This window comes from Hydrocarboniphaga daqingensis (assembly GCF_900129825.1).
In the GTDB taxonomy this organism is placed as follows: domain Bacteria; phylum Pseudomonadota; class Gammaproteobacteria; order Nevskiales; family Nevskiaceae; genus Hydrocarboniphaga; species Hydrocarboniphaga daqingensis.
Window position 1 is genome coordinate 1 of sequence record NZ_FQWZ01000002.1, and the last position, 13,460, is coordinate 13,460.

Sequence of the window (13,460 nt, forward strand, 5' to 3'; positions counted from 1 at the left end):
ACCACGATCTTCGGAACGTTCACCTGCTTGGCCAGCAGAACGTGCTCGCGCGTCTGCGGCATCGGGCCGTCAACCGCCGACACCACCAGAATCGCGCCGTCCATCTGCGCCGCGCCCGTGATCATGTTCTTCACATAGTCAGCGTGGCCGGGGCAGTCAACGTGCGCGTAGTGGCGCGCGTTGGTTTCGTATTCCACGTGCGAGGTCGCAATCGTCAGAATCTTCGTGCTGTCACGACGACCCTGCGATTCCGAGGCCTTCGCCACTTCGTCGTACGCAACGTACTTCGTCTTGCCGAACTTGTCCGACGAAATCTTCGTCAGCGCCGCCGTCGTCGTCGTCTTGCCGTGGTCAACGTGACCAATCGTGCCAACGTTCACATGCGGCTTCGCGCGCTCGAACTTTTCCTTTGCCATGACTCTTCTGACTCCAGTTTAGATAGCGTTTTGCCGGCGACGGCGGTTTTTAAAGAACTCGATGTCCGGGAACACACGGGGTGCCCGACTATTTCAAATCTGTGCCCACGAAAGGAATCGAACTTTCGCTGCCGCTACGCGGCATCGAAACACGATCCGTTCATTGGAGGTCGAAGCTTCGATTCCTTTCGTCGTCGATGACCTCAACCTCGTCCAATCTGGTGCCCACGAAAGGAATCGAACCTTCGACCTCACCCTTACCAAGGGTGTGCTCTACCGACTGAGCTACGGGGGCGTTGCGTGAAGCCTTGTGCTGCTGTGCCGCGTTCTGCTGCTTGAAACCAAAGCATTCAATGGAGCGGGAGACGGGAATCGAACCCGCACCATCAGCTTGGAAGGCTGAGGTTCTACCATTGAACTACTCCCGCGCAGGTGGTGGAGGGAGAAGGATTCGAACCTTCGTAGACATAAGTCAGCAGATTTACAGTCTGCCCTCGTTGGCCGCTTGAGTATCCCTCCCGCGCAGACAGGAGCGATCAGCTCCAGCCCAAAACGAGCCGCGTATTCTGGTGACGCAACCGAGGCCCGTCAAGGGATTCTTGATAAATTCATCGTTGCCGGCCCGCGATCAGGTGTTGCGCGGCTTGGCTCGCGCCGTCGGCAGGGCCTGCAGGGGGTCGTCCGGCCAAGGGTGCCGCGGGTATCGGCCCTTCAGTTCCTTTTTGACGTCGGCGTAGGTGCGAGCCCAGAAGCCGGCCAGGTCCTGGGTGATCTGGATCGGACGGCGCCCCGGCGACAGCAGGTGGAGCATGGCGGGCATGCGGCCGTCGTCGACGGCCGGGGTGCGGGTCAGGCCGAACAGCTCCTGTAGCTTGACCGCCAGCACCGGCGGCGCACCGTCGCACTGGTAGTCCAGCGCGACGCGCGATCCACTCGGCACGGCCAGATGGGTCGGCGCCAGGCGGTTGAGCTGTTGCTGACGCTCATAGCTGAGCTCGGCGGACAGGATGTCGGCCAGGTCGAGACGGGCTAGATGCTCTCGGCGGGTTACGCCGTCCAGATGCGGCTGCAACCAGCGTTCAAGCTGCTCGGTCAGCGCGGCGTCCGACACGTCGGGCCAGGACTCGGTCGGCCGCCATGCGCGCAAGGACAGCACGCGCGCCTGCCACTGCCGCGCCGGCTCGGTCCACGGCAGCACCTCGACGCCCAGTTGGCGGATGCCTTCGATCATCGCTCGGGCGGCGGCCGCCGGGTCGGCGCGCAACGGCCGGCGCTCAAAGATGATCGCGCCCAATGCGCGGCGCTCCTCGGCAATCACGGCCTCGGCCGTCGCGTCCCAGCGGACGCTGCGCTGCCAGCCGAGCGTGGCGGCAGCGTCGCGCAGCAATTGGGCTTCGACGAGGCGGGCGGCGGCCCGCACTTTGCGCGGCGGCCCAGGGTCCCAATGGCCGATCGCCAACCACGGCTGCTGCGCCAACGGGTCGTTTTCGGGCAGGCGGGCCTCGGAGCCGTCGGCACACAGATACAGGCCGCGACCGCTGTCGCGGCGGCGCGCGATGCGCTCGGGGTAGGCCAGTGCGACCACGCGGCCGACCTCATCCTCGTCAAAGTCGGCGTCACCGGGAGCGGCGCGATCGCGCAGCAACTGGCGCACCGCCTCGCGCACGCGGCGCTGCGCGCCCGAATCCTGAGCTTGGCCACGCGCATAACGGCGAACGGTCTGCGCCAGATCGAGTTGCCCGCTGCCATCACGCTCGTCGAGCACGGCGGCAGTCCAGGCGGCGACCGGCTCCAGTCCGAGACGGCGCGCCTCCACCAGCATGTGGCCGCGGCGCGGCGCGGCCGGCAGTCGCACCAGCTCGCGGCCGTGGGCGGTGATACGGCCGTCGTCGCCAATGGCGCCGAGCGCACGCAACAGGTCGCGGGCCACTTGCCAGGCAACGGGCGGCGGCGCGTCAAGCAGTCGCAACGCGACCGGCTCGGTGCCCCAGTCGGCCAGCTCCAGCGCAAATCGCGACAGGTCGGTCGTCAGAATCTCGGGGTCGTCGTAGGGCGCTAATCGCCCTTGCTGCTCGGCAGCCCACAGCCGGTAGCAGACGCCCGGACCCAAGCGCCCGGCGCGGCCGGCGCGCTGCTCGGCCGAAGCCCGCGAAATCCGCTCGGTCTGCAGGCCATTGGCGCCGGAGCCGAGGTCGTAGCGCGCCACCCGGGCATAGCCACCGTCGACGACGCTGGTCACGCCCTCGACGGTCAGGCTGGTCTGGGCGATGTTGGTGGCCAGGATCACTTTGCGGCGGCCTGCCGGCACCGGCGCCAGCGCCAGGTCCTGTTCGCGGCTGTCGAGCTCGCCGTACAGCGGGCGGACCTCGACCTGCGCCGGCAATCGCGATTCCAGCCGCCGCTGGCAACCACGAATCTCGCGGCCTCCGGGCAGAAAGGCCAGCACGTCGCCCTGGGTTTCGGCCAGTGCGGTGAGCACGGCGCCGGCCATTGCCGACTCCAGATCATCACCCGCCCGCGGCGGCCGGTAGCGGATCTCCACCGGATACATCCGCCCGCCGGCTTCGACCACCGGCGCTCCGTCCAGCAGCGCCGATACCCGTGACGTATCGAGCGTCGCCGACATCACCAGCAAGCGAAGCTCGGGCCTCAGGCTCGCTCGTGCGTCATGACACAGCGCCAGCGCCAGATCAGCATCGAGGCTGCGCTCGTGGAACTCGTCGAAGATCACCAGCCCGACGCCGGGCAGGTCGGGGTCGGACTGCAGGCGCCGCGCGAGCAGCCCCTCGGTGATGACCTCGATCCGCGTGCGGGGCCCGATGCGGCGCTCGAAACGCACCTGATAGCCGACCGTGTCGCCGACGCTCTCGCCGAGCAGGCTGGCCATGCGCGCGGCCGAAGCGCGTGCCGCGAGCCGGCGCGGCTCGAGCATGACGATGCGTTGCCCGGCCAACCAGGGCTCATCGAGCAAGGCCAGCGGCACCACGGTGGTCTTGCCCGAACCCGGCGGCGCGGCCAACACCGCGCAGCCAGGACTCGCCAAAGCCTGCCGCAGCGCCGGCATCGCCTGCAGTGCCGGCAAGTCGGGAAGCACGGCCATGGCCTCAGCCCTCGGCGAAGAACCGGCGCAGCAGGGCCGCTGTCTGCAACGGCTGCTCGAAGTGCAACATGTGGCCGCATTCCTCGATGACGGTTTGCTGGCGGTGACGGAAACACGCCAGCCGCTCGGCGCGCTCCTCGGCCGAAATCAGCCGTCGCAGCTCGGACAATCCGCCGTCGATGAACAGCGTCGGCGCGGTGACTTCCGACCACACCTGCCGCGACTCGGCGGCGCGGTACAGCACGGGAAACGCGCGCCGATGACGCGGATCGGCGCGCAGGCCGATCTGGCCGTCGTCACGCTCGTAGCCCCAGGCCCGGGCCACGAACAGCGCGCGTTCCGGCGTCAGCCGCGTGTGCAGCCGGCGGATGCGCTCCGCCAGTTGCTCATAGCTGGCGTAGTGCGAGTCGCGCGGCGGATCGCGCAGTTCGTCGAGCCACTGGCGCTGTCGGCGCACCGCCATTGCCGGCGGCTGATCGGGCTGGAACAAGCCGTCCAGCAGCGCCAACCGATCGATCCGCTGCGGACGCAAGCCCGCGTAGATGCTCGCGATTTGCGCGCCGAGGCTGTGCCCGATCAGGCGCACCGTGCCACTGGGCGCGTAATGGTCGAGCAGCGCTTCGAGGTCGCCAAGATAGTCGGCGAACCAATAGCCGTCCTGCGGCCACTGGCTCAGCCCGAAGCCGCGCCAATCCGGCGCCAAGACCTGCCAGTCGGGCAGCAGCGCAACGGCGAGGTCGTGGAAGGTTGCCGATACGTCCAGCCAGCCATGGAGCAGGAACAGCACCGGTGCATCCGGCGAGCCCCAACGACGTATGTGGTGGCGCAATCCGCGCAAATCGACAAATTCGGAACGGCTTTCGGGGCTCATCGGACGGGTCTTTTCGGCCGAGTCTGCATGCGTGGCTCAGGATTTGCACCAGACCCAACGCGGCTTGTGCCGTGACGTGACCGACTGCCGCCCCTAAACTGTGACCGCGATGTTCGCTCCACGCTTGCCAGCCTCCAAGACCCCATGACCTATTGCCTCGCCATCAAAGTGGACGACGGCCTCGTGTTCGCCTCCGACACGCGCACCAGCGCGGGTGTCGACGACGTGCGCACCTACAACAAGCTGCACATTTCCGAGACGGCCGGCGAGCGGGTCTTCGTGGTGCTGTCGGCCGGCAATCTGGCAACCACGCAGTGGATCCTGAACGCAATCCGCCGCGACCTCGACCAGCCCGATGCGCCGGTGTCGCTGCGCAGCGTGCGGCACATGTACGACGCGGCCGAGTACGTCGGCACTCTTTCGGTGCGTGCCCAGAAGGAATCGTCGGCCTATGGCCAGTACAGCAATGTCGACTTCCGGACGACGCTGATTCTCGGCGGCCAGATCCTCGGCGAAGAGCCGTCGCTGTATCTGGTCTATCCCGAGGGCAACTGCATCTCGGTATCGCCCGAAACCCCGTATCTGCAGATCGGCGAAAGCAAGTACGGCAAGCCGATTCTCGACCGCATCATCCGGCCGTCGACGTCACTGGAAGACGCCACGCGCTGCGCGCTGGTATCGCTGGACTCGACGATGAAGTCCAATCTGACGGTCGGGCCGCCGCTGGACGTGGCGATCCTGCCGCGCGATGCGTTGCGCATCACGCACAAGTTGCGCCTGGACATCGACACGCCGTACTACGCGGCGCTGAAGAAGGCCTGGGGCGAGAACCTGGAGCGGGTGTTCCGCAACGACTTGCCCAAGTTCGAGTGGGAAGGCGACCCGCAGCAGCATTCGATGCTGTGAGCGTCGGCGCCCGTACGTGGGCGCTCCGCTTTCTGGGATAATCCGCGTCGTTCCCGGCCGGATATCCACCATGTCGCGTCAAACCCCCGTCATCGCCCCCTCGATCCTGTCGGCCGACTTCGCGCGGCTGGGCGAGGACACTGCCCGCGTGCTGGCCGCCGGCGCCGACTGGGTGCACTTCGACGTGATGGACAACCACTACGTCCCCAACCTGACAATGGGCCCGATGTTCTGCGAGGGCTTGCGCAAGTACGGCATCACCGCGCCGATCGACGTGCACCTGATGGTCGAGCCGGTTGATGCGCTGGCGCAGGGCTTTGCCAAGGCCGGGGCGACGTCGATCACGTTCCACCCGGACGCGACCCGCCATGTCGACCGCAGCTTGCAGGCGATCCGCGATGCCGGCTGCAAGGCCGGGCTGGTGTTCAATCCCGCCACGCCGCTCGATGTGCTGCGCTACGTGATGGACAAGGTCGATCTGGTGCTGCTGATGTCGGTCAACCCGGGCTTCGGTGGCCAGAGCTTCCTGCCGTCGGCGCTGACCAAACTGCGCGAAGCGCGCGCGCTGATCGACGCCAGCGGCCGCGACATCCGCCTGGAGATCGACGGCGGGGTCAAGGTCGACAACATCGGCGAGATCGCCGCCGCCGGCGCCGACACCTTCGTCGCGGGCTCTGCGATCTTCAACACGCCCGACTACGCGGCGACGATCGCCGCGATGCGCCAGCAGATCGACGCGCGGCTGCGGTGATTCCATCGCGAGGCAGCGGTGTTCGCGACCGCCGCAGGGCGGCTCGCGAAGGGGCCGGTGTATAGTCGTCGCGTCGCAAACGAGCCAATGGCATGAACGCAAACGTCAGGGAAACAAGCCGGCACCGCGCAACCCGCGCGCTGCCCTGGTGGCGATGGCGCTGATCGTCCCGCGCCCCGCGCGAGCGCCTCGGCGCCGCGTTTTTCCCCGCTGCCCGCTGTCCACCTCTCCGACTCCATGACGCCCTACACCCATCTGGCGCTGACGCGCGAACTGTCGGCCGACCTCGACACTCCGGTCGGCACCTATCTGAAACTCGCGGCCGCGCCGTATTCGTTCCTGCTGGAATCAATGGTCGGCGGCGAACGTTGGGGCCGGTATTCGTTCATCGGCCTGCCGTCGCGCGAAGTGCTGCGCGTACGCGGCACGCAGATCAGCCTGAGCCGCGACGGCGCGGTGATCGAAACGGCGCAGGCCGACGATCCGACCGGCTGGATCCGCGACTACGCGGCGCGTCGCAAAGTGCGTCCGGAACCGTCGCTGCCGCGCTTCTCCGGCGGCTTGGTCGGCTACTTCGGCTATGACTGCGTGCGCTACTTCGAGCCGCGCCTGGCGGCGACCCAGCCCGCCGATCCGCTCGGCACGCCCGACATCCTGCTGATGCTGGCCGACGAGCTGGTCGTGTTCGACAACCAGCGCGCCACGCTGACGATCGTCACCCACGCCCGCGCCGATGATGCAGCCGACCAAGCACGCGCGCGCCGTCGTCTCGACGAGATCGAGGCCCAGCTCAATGCACGGATCGAGGTCTCGCGCACACCGCTGAGCGCGCAGCCGGATGATCTGGCGTTTACGTCGAGCTTCGGCGAAGCCCCGTTCAAGCGCGCGGTCGAGCACATTCAGGACTACATCGCGGCCGGCGACTGCATGCAGGTGGTGCCGTCACAGCGACTGTCGGCGCCGTTCACGGCCGAGCCGATCGCGCTGTACCGGGCGATCCGGCAACTCAACCCGTCGCCGTATCTGTACTGCATGAATCTGGGCGATCACCACGTGGTCGGCTCGTCGCCCGAAATCCTGGTCCGAGTCGAAGATGGCGACGTGACCGTGCGGCCGATCGCCGGCACGCGCAAGCGCGGCGCAACGCAGGCCGAAGACCAGCGACTGGAAGCCGAGCTGCTGGCCGACGACAAGGAACGCGCCGAGCACTTGATGCTGATCGACCTGGGCCGCAACGACGTGGGCCGCGTGTCGACCACCGGCAGCGTCCGCGTCACCGAAAAGATGAGCATCGAGCGCTACAGCCACGTGATGCATATCGTCAGCAACGTCACCGGCAAGCTGCGCGACGGGCTCGACGCGCTGCATGCACTGGCGGCGACGTTCCCGGCCGGCACGCTATCCGGCGCACCCAAGGTGCGCGCGATGGAAATCATCGACGAAGTCGAGCCGGTGAAGCGCGGTATCTACGGCGGCGCGGTCGGCTATCTGGGCTGGGACGGCAACATGGACACGGCGATCGCGATCCGCACCGCCGTCATCAAGGACGGCCAGGTGCATGTGCAGGCCGGCGCCGGCGTCGTCGCCGACTCGGTGCCGCAGTCCGAATGGGATGAAACGATGAGCAAGGCGCGCGCGATGATGAAGGCGGCGGCGCAAGCCTCGTCCTGACTTGCCGGCACCGGCCTGACATCACCATGCCCAGGTGATGTCAGGCCGGTGCCGAGGCGTCGTCAGTCCTTGCGGTACAGATTGACGATGCTGGAGAAATCCAGCCCGCCTTCGTCCTGACAATGCAGCTGGTAGAGATTGCGCGCCAGCTCACCCAGCGGGATCGCGCTGCCGGCGGCCGTAGCGGCCTCGGCGGCCAGGCCCAAGTCCTTGAGCATCAGTGCACTGCCGAATCCACCGGTGTAGCCCCGCGACGCCGGTACGTTGTCCATCACGCCCGGCCAGGGGTTGTACAGCTCCAGCGACCAGTTGCGACCCGAGCTCTTGACCATGATGTCGGACAACACTTTCGGGTCCAGGCCGTTGGCCACGCCCAGCGCCAGCGCCTCGGCGCTGCCGGCCATGTGGATGCCCAGCAGCATGTTGTTGCAGATCTTGGCGACCTGGCCGGCGCCGTTGCCGCCGGCGTGGAAGATGTTCTTGCCCATCACGCTCAGGTAAGGACGCGCGCGCTCGAGCAGATCGGCGGCGCCGCCGACGATGAAGGTCAGCGTGCCGGCGGCCGCACCGGCGGTACCGCCGGACACCGGCGCATCGATGAAGTCGATGCCGCGCGCCTTGGCGGCATCGGCCACCTTGCGCGAGGACGCGGGTGCGATCGTCGAGCAATCGATCACCAGGGTGCCGGGCGCGATGCTGGCGAGCAGGCCCTGGTCGCCCAGATACACGCCTTCGACGTGCTTGCTGGCCGGCAGCATCGAGACGACCGCCTCGGCGCCCTCGACAGCCGCTGCCGGCGACGCAGCGACGATCGCGCCAGCGGCGCGGGCGGCGTCGAGCGCCGCGGCGGACAGATCGAACACCCGGACCTGATGCCCGGCCTTCAGCAAGTTGAGCGCCATCGGGCCGCCCATGTTGCCCAGGCCAATGAATGCGAGTTGTGCCATTGAAAACTCCTGCCAGTGACGTCGTGCCGCGCGCGAATGCGCGCGCGGCGGGTCGTGAGGGTGGCGCGACTAGAGGTCGGCCAGCGGATGCGCGGTGCCGGGCCAAGCCGGCGCGGTCAGGTGTTCGGCGACCCAGGCCGGCGTGACGGCGTCCGGCGTCGCTGGCGTCCAGCGCGGCGCGTTGTCCTTGTCGATCAGCAGCGCGCGCACGCCTTCCGGAAAGTCCGGGTGCGCGCAGCACTGCAGCGCGACGACCAGCTCCATCCGGAACACGTCGGCCAGGCTCATCGTCGCGGCTCGGTCGAGCAGTTCCCAGCACAGCGCGGCCGTCGTTGGCGAGCCGGCCGCCAGTGTCGCGGCCGCGCGGCGCAGCCAGGCGTCATCGCCCGAATAAGCGGTGATCGCCTCACGTACCGCAGCCAGCGTGCGACCGGACACCAGCTGCGCAATCGTCGCGGCATGCCGCTGCAGGTTCGACTCGGGCAGCAGCCCCGCCGCTGCTTCCCCCAGGCCGTCGAGCAACCGGGTCAGCAGACGGTGGTTGTGCTCGGCGTCGGCCGACCAGTCGCCGCAGCCGGCCAGACGCTCGAATACCGCGTCGCGGTCGGCCGCGCGCAGGAAGTGGTCCGCGAGCTTCACGTGCAGCAGATCGTGCGCATTGATCGACACGCCGGTCAGCGCCAGGAACAGGCCGACACGGTCCGCGATGCGGCTCAGGAAGTAGCTGCCGCCGACGTCGGGGAACAAGCCGATCGTGATCTCGGGCATCGCCACGCGCGAGGTTTCGGTGACGACGCGGTGGCTGGCACCGGCCATCAAGCCCAAGCCGCCGCCCATGACGATGCCGCTGCCCCAGACCAGCAGCGGCTTGGCGTAGGTATGGATCCGGTAGTCGAGGCGGTATTCCTCGCTGAAGAACGCCAGATTGTCCGGATTCGGCGGCGGCCCTTGGTGGTCGGTGATCGCCTTGTACAAGCTGCGCACGTCGCCGCCGGCGCAGAACGCCTTTTCGCCGGCACCGTGCAGCACGACGCAGGCGATGCCCGGGTCTGCGGCCCAGCGCTGCAACTGCGGGTCGAGCAGCCGGATCATCGGCAGCGTCAGCGCATTGAGCGATTTTTCAGCGTTGAGTTGGGCCACGCCGATGCGCTGGCCGCTGACCGTGGCCAACTCGCGGAACTGCACTGGCGCAGGCGCCGCTACGGCAGCATCGGCCTCAGCCATTGCGCCACTCCGCGCTGCGTTTCTGCAGGAACGCGTTGACGCCTTCCTTCTGGTCTTCGGTGTCGAACAGGTCGACGAACAGCTCGCGCTCGATCGGCAGCAACTGCTTGAGCGGGTTGCTGCGCGCACCCTGGATCAGCGTCTTGCATGCGGTGACGCTGGTCGGGCTCTGCTTGGCGACACGCGCGGCAAGTGCCAGTGCCGCTTCCAGGCCAGCGCCGGTGGCGACGACTTCCTCCACCAGGCCGATGCGCAGCGCGGTGGCGGCATCGATGCGCTCGCCGCACAGGATCATCCGCTTGGCCCAGCCCTCACCCACCAGCCACGGCAGGTTCTGCGTGCCGCCGGCACACGGCAGCAATCCGACGGTCGCCTCGGGCAGCGCCATCTGCGCATGGGCCTCGGCGATGCGGATGTCGCAGGCCAGCGCGCATTCCAGCCCGCCGCCCATCGCGTAGCCGTTGATCGCCGCGATGCTGACGCCGCGAAACGCGCTCAACGCTTCGAACGCTTCGCCGAAGCGGCGCGCCATCAGCCGCGCACGCGCCTTGTCGCCGTCGGCAAACAGCTTCAAGTCGGCACCGGCGCTGAAGAACTTGGCGCCATCGCCGGTGATGACCAGCGCATAGATGCTGCGGTCGGCGTTCAAGTCGGCCACCAGGCGCGTCAGCGACTGCAGGCTATCGGCCGTCCAGGTGTGCGCTGGCGGGTTGTTCAGCGTGACGATCGCGGTGCTACCGCGCTTTTCCAGCAACAGGTTGGTGTAGTCGCTCATCTGAGGTCCTCGGTTGCGCCTTCCTTCAGCGCGGCGCGGGCAACGATCACCCGCATGATTTCGTTGGTGCCTTCCAGTATCTGATGCACGCGGCTGTCGCGCACATGGCGCTCCAGCGGGTACTCGCGGATGTAGCCGTAGCCGCCGTGCAGCTGCAGGGCCTGATTGCAGACCTCGAAGCCGACGTCGGTGGCGTAGCGCTTGGCCATCGCGCAATAGGTGGTCGCGTCGGGGCTCTGCGTGTCCAGCTTCCATGCAGCCAGCCGCACCATCTGCCGGGCCGCCACCAGCTCGGTCAGCATGTCGGCGATCCGGAACTGCAAGGCTTGGAACTGCGCCAGCTCCTGGCCGAACTGCTTGCGCGTGTTCAAGTAGGCCGCGGTGCGATCCAGCGCGGCTTGCGCGGTGCCGATCGAACAGGCGGCGATGTTGATGCGACCGCCGTCGAGCGCCTTCATCGCGATGCGAAAGCCTTCGCCTTCGGCGCCAAGCCGGTTGACCTCCGGCACCTCGACCGCGTCGAACGTGATCATCCGCGTCGGCTGGCAGTTCCAGCCCATCTTGTGTTCGAGCTTGCCGTACTGGATGCCCGGCGCATCGGCCGGCACCGCAAAGGCCGAGATGCCCTTGGCACTGTTGTCGCCGGTGCGCGCCATCACCACCAGCAGATCCGTCGCACCGGCGCCGCTGATGAACATCTTGCTGCCGCTGAGGTAGTAACGCTCGCCGCGCTTTTCCGCACGGGTTTTCAGGCTCGCGGCATCCGAACCGGCACCGGGCTCGGTCAGGCAGTAGCTGCCGAGCTTCTGGCCGCTGGCCAGCGCCTGGGCCCAGACCTCGGTGACAGCCGGCTGGCCCCAGTTCGCCACGATCCACGACACCATGTTGTGGATCGAGATATAAGCCGCCGTCGACGTACAACCGGCGGCCAGTTCTTCCAGGATGATCGACGCCTCAACCCGGTTCAGCCCCAGACCGCCAGCGCTCTCGGGTGTGTAGATGCCGCAGAAGCCGATGTCGCCAGCCCGGCGGATCGTGTCGATCGGAAACTCGCTGGCCTCGTCCCAATGCGCCGCATGCGGTGCCAGTTCGCCGCGAGCAAAGCTGCGCGCGGCGTCCTGGAACGCCCGCTGATCGTCGGTCAGTGCGAAGTCCACGGGCGTATGCCTCTAGCGCAGGCTGATGGTGGTGTTGACGCCGACGCTCAGCGTGCTGTCGTCGAACCAGCGCTGCGTGATCGTCTTGGTCTGCGTGTAGAACAGGATCACCTGCTTGCCGTACGGGCCCAGGTCGCCGAGCTTGGAGCCGCGCGAGCCGGTGAACGAGAACAGCGGTACCGGCACCGGGATCGGCACATTGATGCCGACCTGGCCGACATCGATGTCTTCCTGGAACTTGCGTGCGGCGGCGCCCGACTGCGTGAAGATCGCGGTGCCGTTGCCGTTGGGGTTGCGGTTGATCAGTTCGATCGCCTCATCGAGCGTGTCGGTTTCGACGATGATCAGCACCGGCCCGAAGATTTCCTGGTCGTAGATCGACATGCCCGGCTTGACGCCGGCAAAGATCGTCGGGCCGACGAAGTTGCCCTTCTCGTAACCCGGCACCTGCGGATTGCGGCCGTCGAGCACCAAGCGCGCACCTTCGGCGACGCCGCGCTCGATCAGGCCATTGACCCGCGACAGCGCGGCGCAGGACACCACCGGACCGACGTCGGTACCCGGCTCCATGCCAGCGTTGACCTTCAGCGTCCGCGACTTGCTGACCAGATCGGGAATCCAGTTGCGGGCCTCACCGACCAGCACCGCGGTCGACGCCGCCATGCAGCGCTGGCCCGCCGCGCCGAACGCGGCACCCACCAGATTGTTGAGCGTCTGCTCCTTGTTCGCGTCGGGCATGACGACCGCGTGATTCTTGGCGCCCATCATGCACTGGGCACGCTTGCCGGCCAGCGTGGCGCGGTTGTAGACATGCGTGCCGACCTTGGTGCTGCCGACGAAGGACACGGCCTTGATGTCGGCGTGGTCGCAAATGCCGTTGACGATGTCTTCGCCGCCGTGGACGACGTTGAGCACGCCAGCCGGGATGCCGGCTTCGAGCGCCAACTCGACCAGGCGGCAGGTCACCAGCGGGTCCTGTTCCGACGGCTTGAGCACGAAGGTGTTGCCGCAGGCGATCGCCATCGGAAACATCCACAGCGGGATCATCGCCGGGAAGTTGAACGGTGTGATGCCGGCGCAAACGCCCAGCGGCTGCAGCAGCGTGTAGGTGTCGACGCCGGTGGCGACGTTGTTGGCGATTTCACCCATCTGCAGCGTGCCGATGTTGGCCGCATGCTCGACCACTTCCAGCCCGCGGAAGATGTCGCCTTCGGCGTCCGGCAGCGTCTTGCCCTGCTCGGAGGTCAGGATCGCCGCCAGTTCCTTCATGTGCTCGCGGATCAGCTGCTGGTACTTCAGAAAGATGCGCGCACGCACACCGATCGAGGTCTTTCGCCAGGTCTTGAACGCGGCCTGAGCCGAGGCGACCGCGGCATCGAGTTCGTCGGCGGTGGCGAACGGCACGCGGGCCAGCACGTCCTGCGTGGCCGGGTTGACCACGTCACGCCAGACGGTGGTCTTGGATTCGACCCACTGGCCGCCGATCAGCAGCTTGACGGTGGGGACGGCGGCGGAAGCAGTTGCAGACATATCTCGACTCCAGAAAGGTTTTCAGGCCGACTTTCCTGCCGGCTCTTCACATTATTTGCAATTCGGGGTCGCGCGGGATGCAAAAAAGTGCGAATACCTGCGAAGCGTCTGG

Annotated in this window: 11 protein-coding genes and 3 tRNA genes; 3 read left to right on the top strand and 11 right to left on the bottom strand. The window is 67.3% G+C overall.

Annotated elements, in window-relative coordinates; all coding sequences use genetic code 11:
* The 6 genes from BUB09_RS03045 to BUB09_RS03070 form a co-directional block, all read right to left on the bottom strand.
* The coding region (locus BUB09_RS03045) for a GTP-binding protein (protein ID WP_245793092.1) at positions 1-416 on the bottom strand (416 nt) is incomplete at its 3' end.
* Between the two features lie 219 nt (positions 417-635).
* Positions 636-711: transfer RNA gene (locus BUB09_RS03050), tRNA-Thr, on the bottom strand.
* 59 nt (positions 712-770) lie between these two features.
* A tRNA-Gly gene (locus tag BUB09_RS03055) sits at positions 771-844 on the bottom strand.
* A 5-nt stretch (positions 845-849) separates the two neighbouring features.
* Positions 850-935, bottom strand: a tRNA-Tyr gene (locus BUB09_RS03060).
* A 109-nt stretch (positions 936-1,044) separates the two neighbouring features.
* Complete coding sequence (gene hrpB, locus BUB09_RS03065) at positions 1,045-3,516, bottom strand: ATP-dependent helicase HrpB (RefSeq protein ID WP_072894098.1); 2,472 nt, start codon at positions 3,514-3,516, stop codon at positions 1,045-1,047.
* A 4-nt stretch (positions 3,517-3,520) separates the two neighbouring features.
* On the bottom strand, positions 3,521-4,387 hold the full coding sequence (locus tag BUB09_RS03070; protein WP_072894101.1) for an alpha/beta fold hydrolase: 867 nt from the start codon (positions 4,385-4,387) through the stop codon (positions 3,521-3,523).
* Between the two features lie 144 nt (positions 4,388-4,531).
* On the opposite strand from BUB09_RS03070, the gene BUB09_RS03075 reads away from it, so the two are divergent.
* The 3 genes from BUB09_RS03075 to trpE all read left to right on the top strand — a co-directional run bounded on the left by BUB09_RS03075 (position 4,532) and on the right by trpE (position 7,715).
* The gene (locus tag BUB09_RS03075; protein WP_072894105.1) at positions 4,532-5,293 is read left to right on the top strand and encodes a proteasome-type protease; all 762 of its coding nucleotides are present in this window, start codon (positions 4,532-4,534) and stop codon (positions 5,291-5,293) included.
* A gap of 70 nt (positions 5,294-5,363) precedes the next feature.
* Positions 5,364-6,044, top strand: a complete 681-nt coding sequence (rpe, locus tag BUB09_RS03080) for a ribulose-phosphate 3-epimerase (RefSeq protein ID WP_072894107.1) — start codon at positions 5,364-5,366, stop codon at positions 6,042-6,044.
* 237 nt (positions 6,045-6,281) lie between these two features.
* On the top strand, positions 6,282-7,715 hold the full coding sequence (gene trpE, locus BUB09_RS03085; protein ID WP_072894128.1) for an anthranilate synthase component I: 1,434 nt from the start codon (positions 6,282-6,284) through the stop codon (positions 7,713-7,715).
* Positions 7,716-7,777: 62 nt separating this feature from the next.
* Here the strand turns inward: trpE and mmsB are convergent, their stop codons facing one another.
* From mmsB to BUB09_RS03110, 5 genes are all read right to left on the bottom strand, one after another.
* Entirely contained in the window at positions 7,778-8,662 is an 885-nt protein-coding gene (gene mmsB / locus BUB09_RS03090; RefSeq protein WP_072894131.1) for a 3-hydroxyisobutyrate dehydrogenase, read from the bottom strand.
* A gap of 69 nt (positions 8,663-8,731) precedes the next feature.
* Positions 8,732-9,886 (bottom strand): enoyl-CoA hydratase/isomerase family protein, encoded by a 1,155-nt coding sequence (locus BUB09_RS03095; protein ID WP_072894134.1) that lies wholly within the window; start codon positions 9,884-9,886, stop codon positions 8,732-8,734.
* Positions 9,879-10,661 carry an enoyl-CoA hydratase gene (locus tag BUB09_RS03100; protein WP_072894137.1) on the bottom strand — a complete coding sequence of 261 codons (783 nt, stop codon included), beginning with the start codon at positions 10,659-10,661 and terminating at the stop codon, positions 9,879-9,881. The genes BUB09_RS03095 and BUB09_RS03100 overlap by 8 nt, the downstream gene beginning before the upstream one ends.
* A complete protein-coding gene (locus tag BUB09_RS03105; protein WP_072894140.1) occupies positions 10,658-11,818 on the bottom strand; it encodes an acyl-CoA dehydrogenase family protein in 1,161 nt (386 codons plus the stop codon). The genes BUB09_RS03100 and BUB09_RS03105 overlap by 4 nt, the downstream gene beginning before the upstream one ends.
* 12 nt (positions 11,819-11,830) lie before the next feature.
* On the bottom strand, positions 11,831-13,348 hold the full coding sequence (locus BUB09_RS03110) for a CoA-acylating methylmalonate-semialdehyde dehydrogenase (RefSeq protein ID WP_072894143.1): 1,518 nt from the start codon (positions 13,346-13,348) through the stop codon (positions 11,831-11,833).
* Positions 13,349-13,460: the final 112 nt, after the last annotated feature.

What these genes read in the sequence shown, in the direction of transcription:
- hrpB (WP_072894098.1), bottom strand. Translation starts at nt 3,516, where the DNA reads ATGGCCGTGCTTCCCGACTTGCCGGCACTGCAGGCGATGCCGGCGCTG.
- BUB09_RS03070 (WP_072894101.1), bottom strand. Translation starts at nt 4,387, where the DNA reads ATGAGCCCCGAAAGCCGTTCCGAATTTGTCGATTTGCGCGGATTGCGC.
- BUB09_RS03075 (WP_072894105.1), top strand. Translation starts at nt 4,532, where the DNA reads ATGACCTATTGCCTCGCCATCAAAGTGGACGACGGCCTCGTGTTCGCC.
- rpe (WP_072894107.1), top strand. Translation starts at nt 5,364, where the DNA reads ATGTCGCGTCAAACCCCCGTCATCGCCCCCTCGATCCTGTCGGCCGAC.
- trpE (WP_072894128.1), top strand. Translation starts at nt 6,282, where the DNA reads ATGACGCCCTACACCCATCTGGCGCTGACGCGCGAACTGTCGGCCGAC.
- mmsB (WP_072894131.1), bottom strand. Translation starts at nt 8,662, where the DNA reads ATGGCACAACTCGCATTCATTGGCCTGGGCAACATGGGCGGCCCGATG.
- BUB09_RS03095 (WP_072894134.1), bottom strand. Translation starts at nt 9,886, where the DNA reads ATGGCTGAGGCCGATGCTGCCGTAGCGGCGCCTGCGCCAGTGCAGTTC.
- BUB09_RS03100 (WP_072894137.1), bottom strand. Translation starts at nt 10,661, where the DNA reads ATGAGCGACTACACCAACCTGTTGCTGGAAAAGCGCGGTAGCACCGCG.
- BUB09_RS03110 (WP_072894143.1), bottom strand. Translation starts at nt 13,348, where the DNA reads ATGTCTGCAACTGCTTCCGCCGCCGTCCCCACCGTCAAGCTGCTGATC.